Annotated in this window: 19 protein-coding genes; 10 read left to right on the forward strand and 9 right to left on the reverse strand. The window is 67.1% G+C overall.

Going from position 1 to position 24,691, the window contains the following annotated elements:
• The first annotated feature begins 118 nt into the window (after positions 1 to 118).
• A complete protein-coding gene (locus tag ACFWU2_RS09125; RefSeq protein WP_378604241.1) occupies positions 119 to 3,649 on the forward strand; it encodes a trehalose-phosphatase in 3,531 nt (1,176 codons plus the stop codon).
• Positions 3,650 to 3,676: 27 nt separating this feature from the next.
• On the opposite strand, the gene ACFWU2_RS09130 is transcribed toward ACFWU2_RS09125, so the two are convergent.
• Together ACFWU2_RS09130 and ACFWU2_RS09135 are read right to left on the reverse strand one after the other, a co-directional pair.
• Positions 3,677 to 6,424 carry a cation-translocating P-type ATPase gene (locus tag ACFWU2_RS09130; protein ID WP_378604244.1) on the reverse strand — a complete coding sequence of 916 codons (2,748 nt, stop codon included), beginning with the start codon at positions 6,422 to 6,424 and terminating at the stop codon, positions 3,677 to 3,679.
• A gap of 166 nt (positions 6,425 to 6,590) precedes the next feature.
• Positions 6,591 to 7,040: a hypothetical protein gene (locus tag ACFWU2_RS09135; protein ID WP_378604247.1), complete on the reverse strand. Its 450-nt coding sequence runs from the start codon at positions 7,038 to 7,040 to the stop codon at positions 6,591 to 6,593.
• Positions 7,041 to 7,195: 155 nt separating this feature from the next.
• Between ACFWU2_RS09135 and ACFWU2_RS09140 the strand changes: the two genes are divergently transcribed.
• From ACFWU2_RS09140 to ACFWU2_RS09160, 5 genes are all read left to right on the forward strand, one after another.
• Positions 7,196 to 8,668: a TIGR02677 family protein gene (locus tag ACFWU2_RS09140; protein WP_378605170.1), complete on the forward strand. Its 1,473-nt coding sequence runs from the start codon at positions 7,196 to 7,198 to the stop codon at positions 8,666 to 8,668.
• A complete protein-coding gene (locus ACFWU2_RS09145) occupies positions 8,665 to 10,047 on the forward strand; it encodes a TIGR02678 family protein (RefSeq protein WP_378604250.1) in 1,383 nt (460 codons plus the stop codon). Before ACFWU2_RS09140 ends, ACFWU2_RS09145 begins: the two co-directional genes overlap by 4 nt.
• On the forward strand, positions 10,044 to 14,207 hold the full coding sequence (locus ACFWU2_RS09150) for a TIGR02680 family protein (RefSeq protein ID WP_378604253.1): 4,164 nt from the start codon (positions 10,044 to 10,046) through the stop codon (positions 14,205 to 14,207). Before ACFWU2_RS09145 ends, ACFWU2_RS09150 begins: the two co-directional genes overlap by 4 nt.
• Positions 14,208 to 14,522: 315 nt before the next feature.
• Positions 14,523 to 15,020, forward strand: a complete 498-nt coding sequence (locus ACFWU2_RS09155) for a hypothetical protein (protein WP_378604256.1) — start codon at positions 14,523 to 14,525, stop codon at positions 15,018 to 15,020.
• Between the two features lie 163 nt (positions 15,021 to 15,183).
• On the forward strand, positions 15,184 to 15,528 hold the full coding sequence (locus ACFWU2_RS09160; protein WP_378604259.1) for a type II toxin-antitoxin system Phd/YefM family antitoxin: 345 nt from the start codon (positions 15,184 to 15,186) through the stop codon (positions 15,526 to 15,528).
• A gap of 41 nt (positions 15,529 to 15,569) precedes the next feature.
• Here the strand turns inward: ACFWU2_RS09160 and ACFWU2_RS09165 are convergent, their stop codons facing one another.
• Complete coding sequence (locus tag ACFWU2_RS09165) at positions 15,570 to 15,785, reverse strand: hypothetical protein (RefSeq protein WP_378604262.1); 216 nt, start codon at positions 15,783 to 15,785, stop codon at positions 15,570 to 15,572.
• A 100-nt stretch (positions 15,786 to 15,885) separates the two neighbouring features.
• Complete coding sequence (locus tag ACFWU2_RS09170; protein WP_378604265.1) at positions 15,886 to 16,443, reverse strand: dihydrofolate reductase family protein; 558 nt, start codon at positions 16,441 to 16,443, stop codon at positions 15,886 to 15,888.
• Between the two features lie 140 nt (positions 16,444 to 16,583).
• On the opposite strand from ACFWU2_RS09170, the gene ACFWU2_RS09175 reads away from it, so the two are divergent.
• Complete coding sequence (locus ACFWU2_RS09175; RefSeq protein WP_378604268.1) at positions 16,584 to 17,228, forward strand: dihydrofolate reductase family protein; 645 nt, start codon at positions 16,584 to 16,586, stop codon at positions 17,226 to 17,228.
• Positions 17,229 to 17,467: 239 nt separating this feature from the next.
• On the opposite strand, the gene ACFWU2_RS09180 is transcribed toward ACFWU2_RS09175, so the two are convergent.
• Positions 17,468 to 18,052: a DinB family protein gene (locus tag ACFWU2_RS09180; RefSeq protein WP_378604271.1), complete on the reverse strand. Its 585-nt coding sequence runs from the start codon at positions 18,050 to 18,052 to the stop codon at positions 17,468 to 17,470.
• A 30-nt stretch (positions 18,053 to 18,082) separates the two neighbouring features.
• On the opposite strand from ACFWU2_RS09180, the gene ACFWU2_RS09185 reads away from it, so the two are divergent.
• On the forward strand, positions 18,083 to 18,286 hold the full coding sequence (locus ACFWU2_RS09185) for a zinc-ribbon domain-containing protein (RefSeq protein WP_378604274.1): 204 nt from the start codon (positions 18,083 to 18,085) through the stop codon (positions 18,284 to 18,286).
• Positions 18,287 to 18,313: 27 nt separating this feature from the next.
• Here ACFWU2_RS09185 and ACFWU2_RS09190 read toward each other — a convergent pair whose 3' ends face one another.
• Positions 18,314 to 19,822, reverse strand: a complete 1,509-nt coding sequence (locus tag ACFWU2_RS09190; RefSeq protein WP_378604277.1) for a YdiU family protein — start codon at positions 19,820 to 19,822, stop codon at positions 18,314 to 18,316.
• Positions 19,823 to 19,891: 69 nt separating this feature from the next.
• On the reverse strand, positions 19,892 to 20,305 hold the full coding sequence (locus tag ACFWU2_RS09195) for a DUF4440 domain-containing protein (RefSeq protein ID WP_378604280.1): 414 nt from the start codon (positions 20,303 to 20,305) through the stop codon (positions 19,892 to 19,894).
• An 870-nt stretch (positions 20,306 to 21,175) separates the two neighbouring features.
• Between ACFWU2_RS09195 and ACFWU2_RS09200 the strand changes: the two genes are divergently transcribed.
• Positions 21,176 to 22,027: a glycoside hydrolase family 19 protein gene (locus ACFWU2_RS09200; RefSeq protein WP_378604283.1), complete on the forward strand. Its 852-nt coding sequence runs from the start codon at positions 21,176 to 21,178 to the stop codon at positions 22,025 to 22,027.
• An 89-nt stretch (positions 22,028 to 22,116) separates the two neighbouring features.
• Here the strand turns inward: ACFWU2_RS09200 and ACFWU2_RS09205 are convergent, their stop codons facing one another.
• Entirely contained in the window at positions 22,117 to 22,860 is a 744-nt protein-coding gene (locus tag ACFWU2_RS09205) for a VIT family protein (RefSeq protein WP_378604286.1), read from the reverse strand.
• 404 nt (positions 22,861 to 23,264) lie between these two features.
• On the opposite strand from ACFWU2_RS09205, the gene ACFWU2_RS09210 reads away from it, so the two are divergent.
• Complete coding sequence (locus ACFWU2_RS09210; RefSeq protein ID WP_378604289.1) at positions 23,265 to 23,702, forward strand: carboxymuconolactone decarboxylase family protein; 438 nt, start codon at positions 23,265 to 23,267, stop codon at positions 23,700 to 23,702.
• An 18-nt stretch (positions 23,703 to 23,720) separates the two neighbouring features.
• On the opposite strand, the gene ACFWU2_RS09215 is transcribed toward ACFWU2_RS09210, so the two are convergent.
• Entirely contained in the window at positions 23,721 to 24,608 is an 888-nt protein-coding gene (locus ACFWU2_RS09215) for an alpha/beta fold hydrolase (protein ID WP_378604292.1), read from the reverse strand.
• Positions 24,609 to 24,691: the final 83 nt, after the last annotated feature.

Raw genomic sequence — 24,691 nt, forward strand, 5'->3', positions numbered from 1 at the left:
GAACCTCGATTCCGCAGCACCGATAGGTCTCGTCCTTTTCGAACTCGCGCCCGCACCACCGGGCTACTGTCCGGAGGGGAAAGCGGGAAGGCTGTTCTCGTTCCGTCCGGGAGGCACTGTGCAGAACGACGAGGGTGACACCTCTGACCCGCCGCTCATCGACCTGCGGCACCACAGCGCGGTCGTCGTCGATCTCTGCGTCGTTCCGGGTTTCGCGTCGGACTCCGATGCCGAGACTTCCGGCGCCACCTCTCCCGGCGATTGCGAGGGACGAGCGGACCCGCTGATGACACTGCTACACCGACTGGACGGTATCGGTGTGGGGATGGCGGTGTTCTCACCCAGTGGAAACGCGAAGGAAGTGCTGGAGACCGCAGGCCTCGGCGGGCCGCTCTCCGTCGCGGTGAACGAGATGACACCCGAGGGTGCCGCGGCACGCCTGGGCGCCCGGTGTTCGTCCGCGGTGCTCGTCACGGCCGACGAACAAGGGGTGCAGACGGGACGTCGTGCCGGGTTCGCCCTGGTGATCGGTGTCGACCGGGAAGGATGCGGGCGAGATCCGATTGTCGCGGGCGCAGACGTGGTGGTCCGGGACCTCGGCGAGATCGGACTGCGGGCGGATGATCGCCCCCTCTCGGAGATCCCTGATGCCGCGGCGTCCGATGCGGAACTGGCGGCGTTCCTGCGTGTCCACGAACCGGTCCTGCTACTCGACCTCGACACCGCCACGGCGGATACCGCGCAGGCCGAGGGCATTCGGCGCGCTCTGGCGAGGCTGGCGGAAACATGCATCGTCGTGGTGCTGAGCAGCCGAGATCTGCCGGGCCTGCAGGACCGGATCGGGATACCCGGTCTGTGGTACGCGGGCCGACACGGATTCGAACTCTCCGGACCGGCCGGCGAGAAGTACGAACACCCCGCCGTACTCGCGACGGAGCCCGGTGTCGACCGATCGTCCAGTGGCCCGGATAGCGGGGACATGCGTGCCGCCCCCGGGCGGGACAAGGGCACAGCACTGCGATGGATGCTCGAACACATCGCCCAGGGGAAGTCCGTGCTGCCTCTCTACGTCGGAGGCGACCGCACCGACGAGGACGCGTTCAATGCGCTGCCCCGCGGCGGGATCGGGGTCGTGGTCCGACACGAGGCCGGCGAGGATCGACGGAGCGCCGCCCGGTTTGCGGTGAACGGCGCGGCCGGGGTGCAGGAGCTACTGGGTCTGGTCAGTGACGTGCTCGAGCGCAACCCGCCGGATGCATCCCGGGCCGGAGCGTGGACTCTGTTCTACGACCACTACGACCCTGAATCCGAAAAACTCCGGGAAGCGCTCTGCACCGTGGGAAACGGGTTCTTCGCCACTCGGGGATGTGCACCCGAATCAGTGGCGGGTCCGACCCACTATCCGGGCACGTACATCGCCGGCCTGTTCAACCGATTGCGGGACGACCGTCCGGGCATGACGCTCGTGAACGAAAGCCTGGTCAACACGCCCAACTGGCTACCGTTGACGTTCCGGATCGACGGTGGACCGTGGTTCGACGTGGACGCGGTCGACCTGCTCGATTACCGCCAATACCTGGACCTGCGCCGCGCGGTTCTCACGCGCCGGATGAGGTATCGCGACGGCGCCGGGCGGACGACCACAGTGGTACAGCGCCGGTTCGTCGCGATGCATCTGGCGCATATCGGCGCGCTCCAGACGACGGTGATGGCACACGACTGGTCGGGGGTGGTGGAGTTCAGGTCGTCGCTCGACGGTTCGGTCCGCAACACGCTTGTCGATCGATACCGTGAGCTGGCCGATCAGCATCTCGTGCCGGTGGACGCGCGCGAGGTGACACCAGACTCGGTGGTGCTGAGCATGCGGACGAACCAGTCGCATGTCCCGGTGGCAACGGCAGCGCGCACCACGGTCCGGTCGAATGGCGAGCGGCACGACAACACGTATCGACTGTTCGAGTGTGATGGCAGCATCGGCCATGTCGTCACTGTCCACGTCGACGAGGGTCGAACCGTCACGGTGGACAAAACAGCGACCGTGTTCACCGGTCGCGACCATGCGATCTCCGATCCTGCCGACGCGGCGACCCGGCTGTTGTCTGCCTCGGGCACGTTCGACGAGATCCTCGACGGCCACGTGCGGGCGTGGGAACGCTTGTGGGACCGCACTCGGATCACTCTCCACGATCGGCCCGATGCGTCACGAATTCTGCGTCTGCACATGCTGCATCTTCTCCAGACCTTGTCGCGGAACACCGCCGATCTCGACGCGGGTGTCCCGGCCCGGGGCCTGCACGGCGAGGCCTACCGCGGACACATCTTCTGGGACGAGTTGTTCGTCTTTCCCGTGCTCAATCTGAGGAAACCGTCGCTGACCCGCTCCCTGTTGATGTACCGGTACCGCAGGCTTCCGGAGGCACGCCGTGCGGCCCGTGCCGCCGGTTACCAGGGCGCGATGTTCCCGTGGCAATCCGGGAGCGACGGACGGGAGGAAAGCCAGCAATGGCATCTCAATCCACGGTCCGGGCGGTGGCTGCCGGACCCCAGTGCGCGGCAGCACCACATCGGCATTGCCGTGGCCTTCAACGTGTGGCAGTACTACCAGGTCACCGGTGACCTCTCGTTCCTCGGTGAGTACGGCGCCGAGATGCTGGTCGAGATCGCACGGTTCTTCGCGAGTCTCGCGTCGTACGACGGGGTTCGGTCCCGGTACGTCATCCGGGGAGTCGTGGGACCGGACGAGTTCCACTCGGGGTACCCCGACGCTCCGTACGACGGCATCGACAACAACGCCTACACCAATGTCATGGCGATATGGGTCATTCTTCGTGCGATGGAAGCGCTTACCGCCCTTCCCGATCCGGACCGGACCGATCTGATGCACAGTCTCCACCTCGACGCGGACGAACTCGCCCGGTGGACCGATGTCACCCGGCGGATGTTCGTTCCGTTCCACGACGGGGTGCTGAGCCAGTTCGAGGGATACGCCGACCTGGCCGAACTCGACTGGGACGGTTATCGCGAGCGGTACGGAAACATTCAGCGGCTGGACCGGATACTCGAGGCGGAAGGTGACGATGTCAACCGGTACCGCGCCTCGAAACAGGCCGATGTGGTGATGCTGTTCTACGTGCTCTCGGCCGACGAACTGCGAGATCTCCTCCAACGCGCGGGATACCGGTTCGAACCGGCCGCGATCCCCCGCACCATCGACTACTACCTCGCGCGCACCTCCCACGGATCGACCCTCAGCGCCGTGGTGCACTCGTGGGTCCTCGCGCGTGGCCATCGCGACGAAGCCGTGGAGTACTTCGAAAGGGTTCTCATCTCGGACGTCACCGACATCCAGGGTGGCACCACCCGGGAGGGCATCCATCTTGCGGCGATGGCGGGAAGCATCGACCTGCTGCAGCGCTGTTTCACCGGACTCGAGACACGAGGTGACCGCCTCATCTTGAACCCACAGTGGCCGGAAAGCCTCGGTGCGCTGGAGTTCCCGATGCGATACCGCGGACACAACCTCCAGGTGTCGGTCCACGGCCGGAAGGTGGAGGTCAGCGCCGGACCCGGAGATCACCGCCCGATCGAGGTGATGTGCCGCGACCGAACAGCCACTTTGCAACCCGGGTGCACCGTTGCGCTGAGCTGAGGTGTCGTGGGAACCCTGCCGTGCTCCTCATCGGGCGCGGCGGCGAGCCCTTCTGCGGAGAAGTTCGTCGCATCCCCACACCAGGACCGGAAGCGGCAGCAGCAGCAGGAGTTGCCACCACTCGGGCAGCGCCGTACCGAACACGTCCCGAAAAACCGGCACCGTCACGATCAGTGCGGCGAAGCAGACCTCGAAAACGATGCCCCACAACAACAGCGGGTTTGTGAACAACCCGATATCGGCGAGCGATGCACGGTGGGTTCGGGCGGCCGTCGCGGTGCCTATCTGGCACGCGACGATCGCGAGGAACGTCATGGTGGTCGCCTGCTGCCAGGTGTGGTGCAGCGGACCGGAGCTGACATCGGCACCGAGCGACCATCCCCCGGCCACCAGCGTGCCGAGGAACAGCGCCAGCACCAGCACAGCCGAGACACCGCCGAGCACCACCCAGGCACGGATCATCATGGATCGGTCGATGACCGACTGTGCCCGCCTCCTGGGTGCGCGTTCCATCAGGCCCGGTTCCGCGCGTTCACGTCCCAGCGCCAGAGCAGGCACCGTCTCCGTCCCGAGGTCGATCGCCAGAATCTGCATCACGGTCAACGGCAGGGGTATGGCTCCACCACTCAACGCGTACAACAGGAACGGCACGACCTCCGGGGTGGTGTGCGCGAAGATATAGACGATGAACTTGCGGACGTTGTCGTAAACCCTGCGGCCGGCCTCGACCGCGCTCACGATGGTCGCGAAGTTGTCGTCGGTGAGAACCATCGTGGCCGCTTCCCTCGCCACATCGGTACCCGACTTGCCCATCGCGATACCGATGTCGGCGCGGCGCAACGCAGGAGCATCGTTCACGCCGTCCCCGGTCATGGCCACGATGTATCCGGCACCCTGCAACGCGTCGGTGATCCGCAGCTTGGACTCCGGCGAACTGCGCGCGAAGATCAACTCTCCAGGAGTCGCGAGGACCGCGTCGAGTTCGCGGTCGGACATGCGGTCGACCTCGTCACCCCCGAGCACGGTCAGTCCGCCCCGTCCGATGCCGACGCTCTCGGCGACACCTCGGGCGGTCAGCGCGTGATCGCCGGTCACCACGATCAGGCGTATCCCGGCGTCGTGGCATCGCGCGACCGCGTCGGGCACCTCCGCGCGGGGCGGGTCGATCATGGCTGCGACACCGAGAAGGACCAGGTCGTGCTCGGCGTCGTCGCGATCGGGCGGCGACTCGGCTGCGGGATCGAGACGGCGTTCCGCGAGCGCGAGGACGCGTCGTCCCTGTCGTGCCCACGAGTCGACGACGCCCTCGACCTCGAGGCGGTCGGCGTCCGTCAGTCGGCGGTCGCCGCCGACGCCGACCGCGACCCGTGAACAGCGGGCGACCACCACTTCCGGTGCGCCTTTGGTATGCACCCACGCACCCTCGGGACCTTCATCGACCGTGGACATGCGGCGCAACATGGAGTCGAACGAGAAGAGCGCCAGGCGACCGGAATGCTCGGCGGGTACGTCGACACCCATCGCGTCGGCCGCACGGAGCAGCGCCAGTTCGGTCGGGTCCCCGGTGCCCTGATTGTCACCGGATGTGTCCGTGCGGCGGATTGCCGCATTGCTGCAGCACACCGCAGCCCAGGCGAGCCGAGCCGGCGGCGTGTCGGGTGCCGGGGGCTCGATCGACCCGTCGAGGTCGAGGACACCGGCAGCAGTCCACATCTCCACCACACTCATCTCGTTGAGCGTGAGAGTGCCGGTCTTGTCCGTGCAGATCACGCTCGTCGAACCGAGTGTTTCCACCGCAGAGATGCGTTTCACCAGGGCGCCCTTCCGGGCGAGGATCCGCACCCCGACCGCCAGGGCGAGCGTGATCGTCGGCAACAGTCCCTCGGGGACGTTCGCGACGAGCAACCCGATCGCGAAATCGGTGGCTTCCGAGAGCGACAACCCCGCGAGCAGGGTGCCGAGCGGGATGAAGGCGACACCCATCCCGACCGCCACCAGCGCGATCAGCTGCGCCACCCGCTTGACCTGCTTCTCGAGCGGGCTCTCCTCATGCCCCACTCGCTGCGACAGGGCGGCGATCCGCCCGAGTTCGGTGCGCATGCCCGTCGCGAACACCACGGCGGTCGCCTCGCCTGCAGTGCAGGAGGTTCCACTGAACACCACGTCTCGTGCCCTGATGAGCGGCACGTCGGTGCTGCCGGCGTCGACGCGTACCTCGACCGGCGCGGATTCACCGGTCAGCGTCGACGTATCGATGTCCACCGCCCCGGACAACAGCCGAGCATCGGCGGAGATGCGGTCGCCCTCGGAGACGACGACGACGTCGCCCGGTACGAGCAGGTGGGCTTCGACCTGAGTCTCTTGTCCGTCACGCACCACCCGGGCATGCGGCGGCAGGTAGGCCGACAGTGCCTCCACGGCTTGTTCGGCGTGACGCTCTTGCACGAAGGCGAATCCCGCGTTCAGGAAGATGACGACGACGATCGCGACGGCCAGGGGCCCCGAATCGGAGATCCAGGCGAGGAGAGCCGCCACCCACAGCAACAACGCCAGGGGGTGGACGAGCTGGCGAAACAGCTCGCGCCAGGCGGGCTCGCCTTTCTGCCGGACCAGATCGTTCGCCCCCACCTGGGTCAGCCGCCGTTCGGCTTCTCTGGTCGAGAGGCCCTCGGTGTGGGTCCGCAGATCCCGCAGCAGACGGTCGAGCGACTCCTGCGGGTCCGTGACGGAGAAACCTCCGTTCGAGTCCGGTGGCGATGTCGGTGAATTCGTCATATGAGGGGAACCGTCTCTGCGCCGATGCGGTGTCGGTGCTGGGAGTCAGGGCCGCTGAGTGCCGAGTCAACAGGGCAGCGGCGTTTCCCGTGGGAAGAACGAGGCACCACTTCGGTATCGATCGCCGTGCACGGTGTGTTCGGGGCGTGCGTATCTCCGCAGCGGGCTACGGCATCGTCGTATCGGTACGAGGAAGTTCGTCGGGGAACCGGAGGCTGCATCCCAGTTCGCCGGCCGACGCGGTGTTCCAGCCGTCCCGGAACCAGGCGATGCAGGTGTCGGCGACAAGGCGGACGTCGCGGGAGAACAGATAACCGTCGGTGCAGTCCTCGAAGTGACCGTCGAAGTGCCACAGGTCGAGGACCAGCCCGTCCGGGGTGTGGTCCCCGAGCAACAGGTGAGACAGCTCGATACGCGAGCGGCGGAGCATGAGCACACCGTCGGCGAGCACATGGATCTGCGCGCACACGACCTCGGGGTCGTCCTCGGACGGTACATAGTCGCGCGGGCCGATCTCGAGGACGAATCCGACCGGCCTGCCGGTGAGCGACGCGACGAGCCATTGCGCCATGTCATCCCACGTCGTGGCACCCGAACCGGCCCCGGGATCGGACATCTCCCCTCCTACGGTCGCGCGTTGTTGCACGACCAGAATAAGGAAGTGCGCCGACACGGGCGGCGGGTGATGCGGGCGCCGGGCGACTGTCCGCCTACCCTGTCACGGTGAACGAAACAGGTCGATCCGGCACCCGGACGGTCGAGGACCCGACGGTGCGGGACGGCCGGCTCCGGCTGTTCTCCTTCGCGACCGCCGAGAAACGCACCGAATATCTGTGGGTGCTCCGGGCGTTCGATCATGCCCGCGCCAACTATGTCGTGCTGCTGCACGCAGCCGACGTCGAAGCTGTGCTCGGCCGGATCGGCGGTGACGATCCCGCGGCAGCACTGACCTCGTCGGAGATTGCGCCCCTGCTCGAGCAGTTGCACGCGTGGGGCGTGCTCGAACGCAGCTACGACGGAACCCGCGCAGCCACCCTCGCGGAGTACCGCAACCGGCACTTCGTCTACCAGTTCGGGCAGGAAGGCTTCTATGCCTTCCGCGCCGTCGACGACGTCCTGACCGGTCGCGGGCAAGATGTCGCGCTCTCCCGGCTGGCCCTGGCCGATCTCCTCGCCGATCTGACCGAACTCGCCGATGCCAACGACGCCGGGGACGGCGAACTGGTGTACCGGAAGCTGAACCGTCTCGATGCGACCCTGTCGGACATGGCGGAACGGGCTGCACGGTTCTACCTCGTGCTGGGTGACCTGGTGCGCACCACCGAGATCACACCGGAAGTGTTTCTCACCCACAAGGACGCCCTGCTGTCGCACATGCGGGAGTTCAGTTCCGATCTCGCACGATATGCGCCGAAGCTCACCGCCGCCCTCGCGCGGGTCCAGGCCACCGGCGCCGCGCGGCTACCTGCCCTCGCTGCGGCGCACGACGAGAGGGTCCTGCTCTCCTACGAAGAACGAGAAGCCGACTGGCGCCAGCGCTGGCGCGGGCTCGAACACTGGTTCGTGGGCATGGGGTCGGCGCCGAGCGAAGCCGAGCGGTTGCGGGAGGGCACGATGAGTGCGATCGCGGCGGTGCTGGCGCTGCTGCGCCGGCTCACCGAGACCCGCCGAGGCGGGGTGAGCCGGGAATCGCAGTTGAGGCACCTGGCGGGATGGTTCGCCGCCGCGCCCAGCGAGGACGCCGCGCACGCATTGTTCGGGGCGGTGTTCGACCTCGGCCGTCCCCGGCATTTCTCGGTGCCGCACTCCGACGCCGACGTGGTGCCCGCCAACCGGTCGTGGTGGGACGCACCGCCGGTCGAGATCTCGCGCACGCTGGCCGAAACAGGCCGGGCACCGACTGCCGGTGCACCCGGCCGGGTGCACCGCAACGACGCCGCCGTGCGGCGGTTGCGTGAAGTGCAGTGGGAGACCCAGCGGCGCCGTACCGACGCGGCGCGGTCCCTCGCGTCCGGCGGGGTGCGGGAGCGCGAACTCACCGAACCGGAGACCGAGGTGCTGCTCAGCCTGATCGACGCGGCGCTGTCGGCGCGGGTACCGGTGAGCGGACGCGTCCGCGGCGACGGAACGTCCGGCACCCAGAACGGCGTGAAACTCACGTTGCGGCCCAGCACCGAATCGACGGTGGTGCGCACTGCACGCGGACGGTTGTATCTGGACGCCTTGACCGTGGATGTGCAGTGAAAGCACGTACCATCGCGCCGCTCGACCTCGATTCGTACCAGCGTGCGGCGCGCCTGATCCTGACCCACCACCTGGTGACGTCGACGTTCCCCGATCGCGCCGCCCTGCCGTTGCTGCGACGGTGGGCCACCGAGTTGCGTGACGACCTGCTCGACGCACTCGGGTACCGACTCGAAGTCACCGAAACGACGGCCAGGTTGTTCACCGTGCTGGACCGGCTCGACCCGGGTGCCGGTACCGCCACCCACACCGACCGCCCCTTCGACCGGCGGCGGTATGCCTACCTCGCACTGGCCATTGCGGCGCTCGGCCGCGCAGGTGGACAGATCAGCCTGTCCGAACTGGCCGACCACGTAGCCACCGATGCCTCCCGGATCGACGGAGTGGATCTGGCCACCGACAGGGCGACGGACCGCGACGCCTTCGTCGACGCGGTGGCATGGCTCGCGGCGCGCGGGGCGATCTCCCTCGCCGACGGTGATGCGGGTGGATGGGCGAGCGATCCCGAGAGCGGCGAAGCCCTCTACGACATCGACCGGTCGGTCGTGGCGGCATTGTTCCGTCCGCCGCTGGCGCTGCAGCACCTGAACTCGGTGCGCGGTCTGCTCGCGAACCCGGCCGGCGGCGCCCCCGTGTCCGACGGGCGGCGTTCCGCCGAGGCGACGCGGCGGGTTCGTCGCGCCCTGATCCAGCGTCCCGTCGTCTACGCCGAGGGACTCGACGACGCCGAAGCATTGCAACTCGCGCTGCCGCGCACCACCGCCGACCTGGAAATGCTCACCGGACTGGTGGCCGAGCGGCGTGCGGAGGGCGTGGCCCTGGTGGACACCTCCGGTCGCCTGTCGGACCTGCGGTTCCCCGGCACCGGCACCGTCGCGCAGGTGGCACTGTTGCTGGCCGGAGAGATCTGCGACCGGGTGCTCGACCCGGATCTGCCTGCGCCGGAGCGACTTTCCCTCCCCCCTGACGAGCACGACGTCCTTGTCGCGGCCGTGGACGCAGCAATTCCACGCTCGGGGGTGTTCACCGCGTTGGCGGTGACCGGCCCACCCGACCGCGTGCAGGGAGACGATCTTGCCGGAGAGCGCGTCCGGCCCGAGCACCCGATGGTCGACGATGCGTGGCTGGCGAGCACCATCCGCGGGCTCGTCGACACCTACGGCCGCACCTTCGCGGCGCAATGGCAAGCGGATCCGGCCGGCCTCACGGACGCGGCGGTGATTCTGCTCGCGAAACTGGACCTCATCGCCCGGGTGCCGGGTGGCGTACTCGCACTGCCCGCGTTGGCGCGGTTCCGGGGTGCGACCGTCAGTGTGCGTAAACGAGATCCGCAGATCGACCTGTTCCCGGACGAGACAAAGCGAGACGGAGAGTCATGAGTAGTGCCCGTTTCCGGCCCACCCGCGCCGGAATCATCAATCTGTGGGACTACCGGGATCAAGAGTTCTCGTTCGCGGACGGGCGCCTGGTGCTCCGTGGCCCCAACGGGTCGGGTAAGACGAAGGCTCTCGAGGTGCTGTTCCCGTTCGTGTTCGACGGGCGCATCGAACCGCGCCGGCTCAACCCGTTCGCGGGCGAAGAACGCACGATGCGCTCGAACCTGCTCTACCAGGGGCAGGACAGCGCGTATTCCTATGTGTGGATGGAGTTCTGCCGCGGCCGGGCCGAGGACCCGGAGGCCGTCACGGTCGGGGTCGGCATGCGCGCCACGCGGGGAAACGACAAGGTCACGCGCTGGTATTTCGTCGTCGACGGACGTGTGGGTGTCGATTTCTCGTTGCTCGACACCGAAGACCGGCCGCTCACCCGGAAACAGCTGATCGAGGAAGTCGGCGCCGACGCCGTCACCGACCGGCCGGTGGATTACCGGGCGGCCATCGACGCGCGCATGTTCGGGCTGGGTGCGCAGCGATACGACCAATTGATCAACCTGATCCTCACGTTGCGGCGCCCGCAGCTGGCGAAGAACCTCGATCCGAAGGGGTTGTCCCAGGCGCTGACCGACGGTCTCCGCCCACTCGACGACCAACTGCTGGTCGAAGCTGCCCGGTCGTTCTCCGACATGGAGGAGGTGGCGCGGACGCTCGAATCGCTGGCCGCGGCCGACGACGCGGCGCAGAGTTTCGTCGCCGTGTACTCGAACTATCTCCGGCAGCAGGCACGCTCGGAGGTCGACCAGGTGGGGATGCGTCTCGCGACGGTCCGGGCCGCAGTCGAGTCGTTGCGCTCTGCCGTGGCCGACAGAGAAGGGGCCGCCGCGGCTCGCGCACAGGCCGAGGAAACCCTCGCCGTGGCCGAGCGGGATCTCGAACAGGCCCGCGCCAATCTCGACGCCCTGCAACGCTCCGGCGCATACGAGGGCAAACAGCAACTCGACGACCTTGCGCAGGCGGTCGCGAACCTCCAACGCACCACCGCGGTGCAGGCCGAGCAGGCAGAGCGGACTCAGCGCGCCGTCGCGCAGCGCGCCGACGAACTCGAGCGGGCCGAGTCCGCCCTCGCCGCAGCAGTGTCCACGCGGACCCGCTGCGAGGATGCGCTTCACGAGGCCGCCGAAGACGCGGGCATCGACTGGCGCGGTGCGGAGTATCTCGATCGGACCGATCGGCTCGTCACCGCGCTCGACGCGCACGCGGAGGAACGCGATGCCGACGTGCGGGCGGTCCGGGCGGCCGCCGGAAACGTGGACGCCGCCGCGGCAGCGCGAACGCGTGCGGAGGCAGCGGCGACGCGCAGTCGCACGCAACGCGAGTCGGCCGCCGCCGCGGTGGACGCGGCGGAAGCGGTGGTCGACACGACGCGAGCGGAGACGGCGAACGACCTGCGGACATGGTGGACAGAGCACGCAGAACGATATGCCGTAGAAGGCATTTCGTCGGATCTGCTCGACGCACTGGACTCCGCGATCGCGACCGCCGGGCAGGACGACGCCCCGACACCCGCCTCCGCGCTCGGCATCCGCACGGCCCCCGCGCTCGAGGAACTCCGGTTCCGACGACGCGCGCTCACCTCCGAGATCGAGGCCCTCGGGGTGCGGATCGCGGAGTTCGACGCCGAGCGGACCGACGTGGAAGCCGAACACGACGACGCTCCCCCGCCGTTCCCGGCGCGGACAGGAAGCCGGGAGTCGCTGCCGGGTGCACCGCTGTGGCGCCTGGTGCGATTCCGTGACGACGTCACCGCAGCGGACGCAGCCGGAATCGAGGCGGCACTGCAAGCCGCGAACCTGCTCGACGGATGGATCTGGGCCGGGAACGGCGAGTTACCGGCCACCGAGTCGGAACAGTTCCTCGTCGCGGTGCCGGCGCCGCTTCGGCCGTCGGGGCCGACGCTGGCCGATGTCCTGGTGCCCGAACCCGATACGGAGGTTCCCGAGCGCGATGTCGCCGATGTGCTCGAGTCGATCGCGCTGACATCCACACCGGCCGGCGGGGTCGCAGTGTCGGTGGACGTCACGGGCGGTTTCCGGCAGGGCACTCAGGTGGGCCGGCACGTCAAGACCCACGCGGAGTTCATCGGGGCGACGGCCCGCGCACGCCGGCGACAACTGCGGGTGACAGAACTCGAACGTGCGGTCGCCGAAGCACGTTCGACGGTGGAGTCGTTGCGCGAGCAACATCGCATCCTCGGGGACCGGCTGGCCGGGCTCGACGAGGCCGCCGCCTCGGTGCCCCGCACCGGTTCGGTGCTTGCCGCATTGCGAAAAGTCACCGAGTGCGCGGGGGCACTGCGGACGTCCACCGAGGCGGCTGCGGCCGCCGACCGCGATCTCGATCAGGCACTGGCGGAATTCGCTACCCGGCAGCAGCACCTGCGCTCGACCGCCGCACGACACCGCGTGCCCTACCACCCCCGGGAACTCGACAGCCTGGAAGCTGCAGTGCGGCACTTCCGCTCGCAGGGACAGGCACTGCTGCGGGCGTTGCGAGAGCACGCCGCCACCGGCGAGCGGGTACGGGAGGCGCAGGTGCGGCTCGACGAGGCACGCCGCGTCGCCGACGAAGCCGCCGAACAATCGGCGATCTCCGAAGAGTCGTTCACCGCTCAGCGACAGAAACTCGAAACACTGCGCGACGCGCTCGGTGCCGGCGCCGACCGGATCGACGTGCGACTCGAGCAGGCTCGGGCCCGGATCGAGTCGGCGAAGTCCTCCCAGCGTGCCGCGCGTAAGGCGTATGAGGCGGCGATCGAACGGATCGGCAAGTCGGAGGCCGCGCATACCGCCGCCGAGGACACCCTGCGTTCAGCGCTGGCGGAATCCCGCGCCGACGCCGAGCGGCTGGCGCCTTTCGCGCGGCCGGACCTGCTGGCGCTGCTGGCGATCGAGCAACCGCACGCGTGGCCGGCGAGCACCGCGGCGTGGCTGGACACCGACCAACTGCTGTACCGGATTCAGCATGCGGAATCCGACGCCGACGTTCCTGTCTTCCCGGCTGAGGTGCAGGCGCTGTTCCGATCGCTGGCAGCGGCGACGGACACGGTCACCGCCAGTGAATCGGCTCGCAAGTCCACGCGCACCGCGCTCACTGCTGCCGTGCAGGAGTTCGATACGGAACTTGCGCGTAGTCAGGACTACCGGTTGCAGTGGGATGCGCCCGAAGGGCTGACCGTGGTGCAGGTGCAGGACGAACAGGGGTACTCGTCGGTCGGGCACTTCGCGGTGCGCATCGCGCACGCGCGTCGCGAGCAGGAATTGCTGCTGACCGACTCCGAGCGCCGCATCCTCGAAGACGCACTACTGGCGGCTCTGTCCCAGCAGATCCACGAACGCACCGTCGACGCGCGAGATCTCATCGCACGCATGGGCGCCGAGATGCGGCAACGGCATATGTCCTCGGGCAACACGATCGGCGTGCACTGGGTGCTCGCGGACGATCTGGACGACCAGGCGCGCGCGGTCTGCAAACTGCTCGACCGCGACGCTGCGGCGCTGTCGGCGGAAGACCTCGCCGGCATCCGGGCGCACTTCGCATCCCGGATCCGTGCGGAACGGGCCGCGCATCCGGAGCGCTCGTACCCGGAGATCCTGGCCACGACCCTCGATTACCGCCGTTGGCGGGTGTTCTCGTTCAGTCTCATCGGTGCGGACGGGAGCGACGACAAGCTGACACCCGCGCGGCATTCGGCGTTGTCGGGCGGTGAGCAGTCGGTGTCGTTGCATCTGCCGTTGTTCGCGGCGGCGCACGTGATGCTCGATTCGGCGGATCCACATGCGCCGCGATTGCTGGCGTTGGACGAAGCGTTCGCGGGCGTCGACGATACGGGGCGAAGCGAGTTGCTCAGTTTGTGTGTGCAGTTCGATCTGGACTTGTTCATGACCGGGTTCGACCTGTGGATCACGTACGCCGGTGTTCCCGGTTGCGCGCACTACGACCTGTCGCATTCGGTGGCCGAGCACACCGTTGCCGCGACATTGCTGGTGTGGTCCGGCGGAGAACTGCTGGCCGAGCACGACGGCTCGGACCTCGCAATTGCGTTGGGATCCCCCGGTTCCCGGAAGGTGGCGCAGCCAGTGGAGGGGTCACTCGAATTCGTCTAGCCACGTGCAGACGGCGAATGCGGATTCGGCGACCGAAGCAGATATACAATTAGTTTCGCGAACATTGCAAAGTCTCGGCACGGATTCCACGATTCACTACCGAAGCCAGCTCATTATCCGAAACGCCGTCCCGGCCAAAGAAAACCCCGGCTATTTTCGCCGATTGTGTAATGAACGTCGAATTTCCCACGATGATCGGGGCATGACACACCCGCACGGATCGGTCTCCGCAATACCCACCGGCCTCGTCGGGGCATCACCGAACACCCGCTCTCCTATTCCGGATCGAATCTCACCGAACCGAAAGGAAACACCATGCGCGTCTCCACACGGCTTTCGATTCTGACCGGTACGGCGCTCACCGCCGCCGGAGTGGCGGTAGCGGGAGCGCCCGCCGCCGCAGCCGACCCCGTCGGCCCCACGCTGACCTCTACTCCGATCTCCGTCTATCAAATTCCCGCTGTCGGCGTGCAGATCACCGGACTCGGACTTCCGGATCTGCTCTTCTCCTCTGTGAACGCCTCGTCTCCCGGAAAGGGCCGGACGACCTTCACCCTGCCCGTGAGCGACGCGCCGTGCTGGACCAGCGCTGCGCTCACGCTCGTCCGCATCAACTATGTGAATCTGGCGAACGGCACCAGCGGCTCCACGAGCCTGCGGCCCTGCACGCCATACGGTTCACTGCCCGATGCGCCCACGGTCGACACCGGATCGGGACCCGTCGCCATCACCGTCGCCATCGTCGGGGCCGAGGGCTACCCCAATGCCGGACAACCGTCGCTCCCCGGTATCGGAGGGTACGTCGCTCCCTGATTCTCCCCGGCGCCCTGAGCACGTCCGGTCCGCGCATTCGCCCCGGGTCTATACAGTGGCCCCTGCAACGGTGTGATGCGCCGCGTCGTGTCCCCGGACTGTTTCCGGTCCGGGGAACGAGGGTGCCGGGGGTCGGTAGAGCAGGGGAATGGAGTCGGCGGGAGTGCGAGCAACCACGGTCAAGTTCGCTCGCGAGCGGTTGGGTGCGCTGGTGCGCGAAGTCAACGACGACACCGTTGCGGTCGAGATCGCCGGGAAACACACTGAGGCAGTGCTGATCTCGAAGAAGCGATATCTCGCGTTGCAGGAGGCCACGTTTCTCCTCCGCTCACCCGAACTCATGAACAGTCTCCGCAAGGAGATGGCGCGTTCGCTCCTCGAAGAACAATCGAACACCGCGCCGGACGGCGCCACCGACAAGGCCGAGAAACCGAACACATCCGCCCGGCGGCAGTCACGGGCGCGCTCCCGCAAGCAGCGAAAGAAGAAGCGGAAGAAGGCCGAGTAGCGCCGACGCGACCTCGCCGGTGCGCAGCGACCCGACGCGTCCTACGAGTTGTTCAGCCGGGCGCGATAACCGAAGAACACAACCGAGACCAGTCCTGCAGCGATCATCGAGCCGCCTGCAGTCGCGGGAATGTCCGGATGGAAAGCGACGACCACGCCACCTATCGCGAGCACCGCTCCAAATGTCGCCAGCCAAATCGCGATCGCGGCGGCACGCACTCGTGCTGCCCCGGCCGTGTCGTCATGATCGTTCGCCATCATTCACCGCAATCAAGGTTGTTCGCCGGACGACCCGAGCGACTCGAACGGGTCACGGCACAGGATCGCAGGTTGTGTCGAGCAATGCACTCGTCGATGGTTAGCGGCGCGGTTCGTACCGCATTGCCGCGGTGCCCGCACCGAACTCGTGCCGGTCCAGGAAGCGCAGTTCGAGGGGCTTCGACAACCCCGCGAACAACGTCGGCCCGTGGCCGGCGATCCTGGGCTGCACCACGAACTCGTACTCGTCGATCAGCCCCAGCTCGGCCAACGCGAGCGGGAGTCGCACGCCTCCGACGAACAGACCGTTGGGCGCTTCCTGTTTGAGTTTCCGCACCGCCTCGGCCAGGTCCCCCTGTACGAGTTCCGCGTTCCAGTCGACACTCGGGAGCGTGCTCGACACGACGTACTTCTTCGCTGCGTCGATCGTCCGGGCGAACGGGTCCGTCCACTCGGGATTGTCTGCTGACGACGGCGACAATCGCCACGCCGACTCCATCAGTTCGTACGTCACGCGACCGAAGAGCAGCGCGTCCGCCCGCTCGAGGTTCGCGGTGTGGTGACGGTGCAACTCCTGCAACTCTTCCTCCGCGGGGACCGCGCGATGATCGCAGCATCCGTCCAGAGTGACGTTGATGGAGTACCGGAGTAGTCCCATCGGGAAAGAATAGGTGAGAAACAAGGTCCGTTGCGGCGCTTCGACAACGCCGATATGCGATAAGAACGATGTGCGATGAGTATGCCTACCCGGCTCGGTCTACCTCTCCGACCGAGGAACCACGACGAGGAGGTACGGGCATGGGCCTCATCGAGATCGAACTGTTCACCACGCTCGACCTCGTCGGGCAAGCGCCCGGCGGCCCCGAGGAGGACCCGGTGGGATTCCCGTTCGGCGGCTGGCAAGCACCCCTGCTGGACGCGGTGACCGGAGCGCAGATCGGTGCCGCGTACGAGGGCACGGACGCACTGCTTCTCGGTCGTCGAACCTATGACGTGTTCGCCGCATACTGGCCCCACCAGAAAGGCGGTGAGGACAGCGAGATCGCCACATTGTTCAATTCGGTTCCGAAGTATGTGGCTTCCCGCGGCAACCCCGACCTCTCGTGGGCGGGGTCCACGAAGCTCGGGCCCGATCTGGTCGCTGCGGTGCGCGAGGTCCGCGACCGGCACGAGCACATCAAGGTCGTCGGAAGCCTGAATCTGGTGCAGACCCTCCTGCGCGAAAAACTCTACGACCGCCTCGACCTCTGGGTGCACCCGATCGTGCTGGGGGTCGGGAAGAAGGTGTTCGACGGCGGCGAGGTGCCGACGAACGTCACGCTCCTCGCACCACCGGTCGCCGATCCGAAAGGCACCGTGTACCTGCGTTACGGACTCGGCGAAGGCACCCCCAGGACCGGCGACATGAGTGCACCCGATCGTGGGGTCGGGCGCGAGGACTGAACCCCTACGTCGGCGCAGGCCCTCCCTGACAGATCTTCCAGGCGCTCACGAACTGCTTCCGAATCTGATCGCGCGACTACCCCCTGTTCCAGTAGGCGTCACCGACCAGGAAATCCACCGGGCGGGACAGTTCGCTTCCGACAGCCGATTATCGACCACGATGCTCATTCACTCGATGCACGTCGCCCTGAACAGGTTTCGTGCGGCTCGGGACCCTGGGCGACGGTGCCCGTCAACTCTCAGCGGAACGCGTCGGCCGCGGCCTGGACCTGTGCGACGTGTGCGCGCCATCGGGCGCCGTCCGTGTAAGGGAGGCTGTCGACACGTTCCGACAATCCCGCGGATCCGTCGATGGTCTCCCTGACGATGTCGGCATGTCCGGCATGCCGCGCAGTCTCGATGATCATGCGCATCAGAGCCTGGTGCAAGGTGATACGTGCGTCCCTCCACCACGGGACGCGCCCGATCGAATCGAGGTCGCATTCGTCGAAAGTCTGCGCGGCGTGTTCCCAGGAGCGACGGTAGAGGTCGTCGACGATGAACTGCTTCGACTCGGCGGGCGTCGCCCACATGTCGGCGTTCTCGGAAGCGTCGGGATGTTGCCAGGGAAAGTCCACCGGAGGCCGTCGTGCGAATACCTCACCGAAATAGCCGAATTCGCAACTCGCCAGATGCTTGACCAGACCCAGCAGGTTCGTGCCCGTCGGCGTCAGCGGACGGCGGAGGTCGTACTCCGACAGGCCTTCCAGTTTCCAGAGAACCGAGTCACGGAGGTCCTGGAGTTGGTGGATCAGGTCGGACTTGTAGGTCGTCGCCTCGGTCACGGCGGGAGTATATCGGCCTATGCTGACGCGATGTTCTTTCTCTTCGGCTACGGCACCAAAAGGCAGTACCTCGGCGAAGGGCACACTCGCACGTGTCCGCGCTGCCACAACACAACTCAGTGGAGAAGGCTGCGTGAGTACAAGCAATTCACACTGTTCTTCATTCCGGTCGCGCGGTGGAATCGCCGGGAGTTCGAGGAATGCGGCATCTGCGGCACCGTCGTCGAAAGCTGACCGCCGTGTTCTCCGAAAGCTGCCGTATCAGGTCCCGCAGAATGTCTGAAAGGACTCGCTGAACTGTCGTGGGGCGGGGGCGGCGTAGTCCGACCATTCGTCGCGCTTCTCGAACGGATGCGTCACGACTTCGAGCAAGGTCGTGAAGGGCGAGAGGTCTCCGTCGGTGGCGGCGCGGAGAGCAGCATCGACCTGGTGATTTCGGGGGATGTAGAGCGGATTGACGTTGTCCATCGCGTCCGCGGTGGCCGCCGGTCCCCTACCCTGCTGCGCCAGGACCTCGTTCCAGCGTTCCAGCCAGGGGCCGATATCCGTCCGGGGCAGGAGGCTGTCGAGAGATGCGGGGTGTCCCCGTAGCTCCTCGGCAAGAGCACGGAAGGTCCCCGTCCAGTCGGCGCCCGATCCTTCCATCAACGACAGCAGGTCGTCGACCAGCGCCCGGTCGATGTGTGTGCCGGCGACGCCGAGTTTCGCTGCGATCCCCGCCGTGTAGTGGGCGTCGTAACGCTCGTCGAAGGTGTCGAGCACGCCCGACGCCGCGGTAATCGCATCGTCCGGGGTGGACGCCATCAAGGGCAGCAACGTTTCGGCGAACCGCGCCAGATTCCATTTCAGGACCGCGGGCTGGTTACCGAACGCGTAGCGGCCCCCATGATCGATCGAACTGAACACCGCGGCCGGGTCGAACGCGTCCAGGAAAGCACACGGGCCGTAATCGATGGTCTCCCCGGAGATGGTCGTGTTGTCGGTGTTCATCACTCCGTGCACGAAACCGGTGAGCACCCACTTCGCCACCAGTGACGCCTGCGCCTCGACCACGGCCTCGAAAAACCGCAGATAGCGGTTGTCGTCACCCGTCGCGGGAAGTCCGGTGAGCTCCGGATAGTGGCGGCCGATCGCGTAATCGGCGAGCCGCGGCAGCACCTCGCCCCGTCGCACCGCGAATTCGAAGGTCCCGACCCTGAGGTGGCTCGCGGCGATCCGAGCGAGCACAGCCCCGGGCTCGAGTCCGTTTCGGGGCACGTGTGCGCCGGTGGCAACTACAGAGAGAGCTCGCGTCGTGGGAATGCCGAGCGCGTACATAGCCTCGCTGACCAGGTATTCGCGCAGCATCGGGCCGACGACGGCGAACCCGTCACCGCCGCGGGAGAACGGCGTCGGCCCCGAGCCTTTGAGATGCAGATCGACTCGCCGTCCGGCTTCGTCGGCGAGTTCACCGAGCAGCAGGGCCCGTCCATCTCCGAGGAGCGGGGCATAACCGCCGAACTGGTGACCCGCGTATGCCATCGCCACCGGCGCGGCCCCGTCGGGCACAGCCGATCCGGACAGCACACCGACGCCCTCCTCGCTGCGCAACCCCTCGGTGTCCAGCCGCAGTTCGGATGCCAGTTGCTCGTTGAGCACAAGCAGTGCGGGATCAGGAGCTTGTGCACCCTTCCACGGCACCGTGAGGTCGCCGAACTCGTCGGCGAAGGTGCTCTCGAGACCGGGCACCGCGATGTTCGGGCCCCTCGTGAAATCGGGAACTGCAGTCATGGTTCGAGGGTAACCACCCGCGACCTATCCCACCGCGTGGACAGCGAGGCCCTTGTCATCGATGCGCTCTTACGGTTCGGCGACCGGTGTTCCCTGGTGATAGAGGATCGTCCAGCCGCTTGCGCGGTCCTGCCACACGGTCGCCCGGCGAGTGAGCCTGCTTTGGTGCAGCAGGGTGTAGGTCAACAGGTAGGTGGACGGCGCGAGCTCACGCAACTGGAAGTCGCTCGTCTGCCAGTCGAGCGTGCCGGGCGGAGCGGATCGACTTCGCTCCTCGAGAATCGACCAGACGTACTCCCGGCTGTAGCGACGCCCGGACGCTCCCGTCTCCCAGAAATGCGGGTCGACGAGTCTGTCGAACTCCTCCCGAGTAAATCCCGTCGGAGGATGGTGAAAAATGGGTTCTCGCGCTTCCAGCTCCTCGAGAAGCCCGTGAAGCTCCGGCGCGGTCCTGCGGTCCGGCTCGTTCGCGGCATCATCCACGACGCCGAGTATCCGCCTTTCGGGTCCTCCCGGACCAGATAGGTACCCAGGCCTCTGCGCCGTACCTACGCCTACTGTCACCCTCGGCAGCTCGACGACAGGGCGGCCGGTGGACTCCGGCGGGTTTCGCCGACTGGCGGCTGTGTACCGCCGCCAGTCGCGGCCTCCGACCGGAACGTCCGGGTCTTCCGCTACGCCATGTCCGAGGCTTCGGATCCCACGACTTCCGCTCCGCATCGCACGCCTTCTCCCCTTACTCTCACAACAGATTTCACATCAATCCCATCGTGTCATTCGGTGACCAGAAGTCCCACCGGTTACACGCCGGCAACTCGATCTGTGAAGGTCAACAACCGGTTACGGGACGCACTCGCGGCTGTGTCCTGCAGCACGATCCGGTCACGCACTCGGTAACGATGAGGCATTTTCCGCGCTAGGCGGGGATAGGTCGTGCCCGAACGATTCGCGCGGCTCCATCGATCGAGCGAGCGGGCCGGATCGAGGGCCGCCTTTCGGAGATGTCTTACCGAATTACTTTGCCGAACAATAAATTTGGCACACGCTCCAAGGCTCAGCGGTACGGCGAGCAAACCGTCGACGCCCCAGCCCGCCAGTCCCCGAGCAAGATCGCCGGGCGATGCGAAAGGCGATGGATCGAGCTCGGATGCGGTGCGCGTCACCCGGGCCGGGCGGGAATGGCCTCGAGCACGATGCCTTGAAAAGCTCGCTAGCTGCGACGTTACCTGGTTGTGACCTTAAAACAGCTCAACGGGCAATCGACACGCGAGAAAAGATCTCCTTTCGATAACGTCCGCGAGCCCCTGCTAGTAGGCCGGATCGAACTTTCGGCCGAATCTTGGAGCAAGACTCATGTCCGTTTCATCCTCGCGCCGTATTCGCGCTGCCATCGCCGCCGCGGCCGTGATCACCACCGGCGTCGGAGTCGGTACCGCCACTGCTGACGCTTCCCCGGTCTCCGCGCCCACTCGGTACCAGGAGCCCGGTGGTCTGCTCGTCTCCCTGGACTTCCAGGCCCTCTCCACTGCCGGGTGGGCCAAGACGGAGGTTACCGCGACCGCCGATTCCGACGAGTCCCCGGAGGCCACCGAGTCGACGGAGGCCACCGAGCCCACAGAGTCGACCGAGGCCACAGAGGAGGCACCCGCGGTGGTCGAGCCGGCTCCGGCACCGCCCACCGTGACGCCCGACGAGCTGGCGCGCATCGTGCCGGGTGTCGCGCCGGAGAAGATCAACGAATTCATCGCCCCGCTGAACGACGCGATGCTGCAAAACGGCATCGACACGCCGGTCCGTCAGGCGGCGTTCATCGCACAGCTTGCGGTCGAGTCCGATTCCTTCCGCACCTTCGAGGAGTACGCGTCCGGACGTGCCTACGAGGGCCGCGCCGACCTCGGCAACACCCAGCCGGGAGACGGCGAGCGGTACAAGGGCCGCGGTGCTATCCAGATCACGGGCCGTCACAACTACGAGAAGTTGAGCCAGCACACCGGTGTCGACTTCGTTGCGAACCCCGAGTTGCTCGCCACGAAGGAGAACGCGTTCACCACCGCCGCCTGGTACTGGACGTCACGCAACCTCAATCAGGTCGCCGACACCGCAGGGATCGTCCGGGTGTCCGAGCTCGTCAACGGTGGCCACCACGCCCTGCAACGGCGCGTCGCCGACTTCGAGCGGGGTCTCAGCGTGCTGCTGCAGCCGTAAGCTCAGCGGACACCCTCCGCGGCCGACTCGGCCTCCACCACCTGCCGATCCGGCCCGCCTGTCCTGGGCGGGCCGGATCGCTTGTCGGACTAGACGGCTACGTCGAAGATCTGCCCGATTGCGTACGTCACCACCATTGCCAGCGCGCCTCCGAGCACGACGCGCACCACGGCTCGTCCGCGCCGGGCTCCCCCGAGCCACGCACTCGTCGTCCCGGTGATCGCCAGCGCGACGAGCACAGACGCGAACGTCACCGGAATCCGCACCCCGTCCGGCGCGAACACGATGACCAGCAGCGGCACCAGCGCCCCGAGCGTGAACGACACCGCCGACGACAGCGCGGCGAGCCACGGATTGGCCAGCTCGGCCGGGTCGATCCTCAGTTCCACCTGCGCGTGCGCAGCGAGCGGATCCCGGGCGGTCATCTCCTCGGCTGCGGTCCGGGCCGTGCTCTCCGAGAGCCCCCAGCTCTCGAGCAGATCCTCCAGCTCGGCCAGTTCGGCCTCCGGCATCACCTCGAGCTCGCGCCGTTCCGCGACCAATGCGGCCTGTTCGGTGTCACGCTGAGTGCTCACCGAGACGTATTCACCGAGTGCCATCGACACGGCTCCCGCCGCGAGACCGGCGACACCGGCGGTCAGAATTGTCTGTTCCGTCGGCGTCGCTGCCGCGACGCCGACCACCAGGCCCGCGGTCGACACGATGCCGTCGTTCGCGCCGAGCACACCTGCGCGCAACCAGTTGAGTTTGCCCGCCAAGGAGCCACCGTGGGGTTCTGCGCCCTTGTGGCCTCCCGGCTCGCCCCCCTGCGACCGCGGTTCGGGCAACGACATGCCGTCAAGCTAACACCGCGCCGACGGCATCCATCGGGTAATGCCTATTCGGAACCGTCCCCTTTTCACCGGCATCGTGTGACGGTGGTCGAGCGATTGACCGGCGCTGCGCCCCTGAGTCTCGTCGACCTGCTGCAGCAGCGCCCACCGGAGGGCTCGGACCGCGTCATGACCGGCGTCAGCGGCATGCTCCGAGCCGAGGCAGCATCGACTGGGCCAGTGGGGTGCTGTACCGGAGGCCGGTGCCGACGGTGTCGTGACCTACCCCGGCACGGCGTGAGACCACCGAGCTTGCGCGCTCGCACCGACGCGAAACGAGGAGCACCGGAAACACACCGATTCCCGATGGAATCCGGTCGTCGTTGACAGACTTGTTCTGCCGCCAACCTTCGAAGGGAAGCCGGATGAGCGTCGTCAATCTCGGGAAGCAACACCCCGTCGCATACAAGCAACTGGTGAGTCTCAACGAGCAGGCCGAAGAAGCAGTCCGGCAGGTCGATCTGGACCCGCTGCTCGCCGAATTGGTCAAGATCCGGATCTCACAGATCAACGGATGCGCGTTCTGTCTGCGCATGCACACCCGTGATGCCCTCGGGAAGGGCGAGACCAGCGACCGGCTGGCGGTAGTGGCCGCGTGGTGGGAGTCGCAGTACTTCACGTCCCAGGAGCGCGCGGCCCTCGCGCTGGCCGAGCAGGTCACGCGGTTGTCGGTGCCGGACGCACACGCCTGGGACGACGGGTCCCTCACGCCCGCGCAGGCGTCTGCGGTCGGCTGGCTCGCGGTGGTGATGAACGCGTGGAACCGGGTGGCGATCACGAGCGGTTATCCCGTAGGACCCTGAGCTGCCGGGTCCTGGGTGCTACAGACGGGTAGCGGCCTCGACGTCGCGGACGAACCGGGCGGTCGCGTCGGCGAGTTCAGCGGGATGCGAACGAGGTGACCAGTGGCCTGCATCCAACGGGTGCACGCGCAGATCGGTCACCCATCTGTCGGTGTCTTCGTACCCGACCGGCCGCACCGCCCGGTCCCGCAGATTCAGAACCAGCTGGACGGGAACCGCGGTCCGTCGCTCACGCGGACCGGCGAGCCGCCTACGCAGATTGGCGCGGTACAGCTTCAGTCCGTGCGCCATGTCGTCGGGCAGGGTCGGCGCGACCGGCCCGATTGCCGCGGGGTCCGTCCGGTCGAAGAGTCCGACGAAGGCGGGCCAGCGACGGGCGAACCATGCCCGCAGCACGAGCGCCGGCACTCCGGGGATCTGGAACAACAGGGTGTAGGACGAGGCCAGCGCCTGCTCGCCGGGGCCGAGGAGCCGCAACTCCCCCGCCCGCCGGCGCATCCACAGGCCCAGATGGTCCAGGTTCGGCCCCGATACCGAGGTGTACGACGCGATCCGTCCGGTGGCGACCGGCTCGCATACCGCTTCCCAGCACAGGACCGCACCCCAGTCGTGACCGAGCAGGTGTACCGGTTCGTCCGGGCTGACCGCGTCGATCACCGCGAACAGGTCGGCGGCGAGGTGCTCGAGCCGGTAGTCCTCGACGGCCCGGGGGACGGTGGACTTCCCGGCGCCGCGATTGTCGAAGCGCACGATCCGGAAGGTGTCGGCGAGCAGCGGCGTCACCCGATCCCATAGGGCGTGCGTGTCGGGCCAGCCGTGGACGAGGACGAGAGTCGGTCCGTCCGGGTTGCCTTCCTCCACGACGTGGAGCCGGGTCGGTCCGTTGGTGACGACACGACTGATCATGTTCTCCCCCGATGTCGCGCAGCACTGGAAGTACGTATGGCGCCCAGATTAACGTGACGCGGAATAATAAGTAACCGCGAGTG

Source organism: Rhodococcus sp. NPDC058639 (genome assembly GCF_042717545.1).
Lineage (GTDB): Bacteria > Actinomycetota > Actinomycetes > Mycobacteriales > Mycobacteriaceae > Rhodococcus.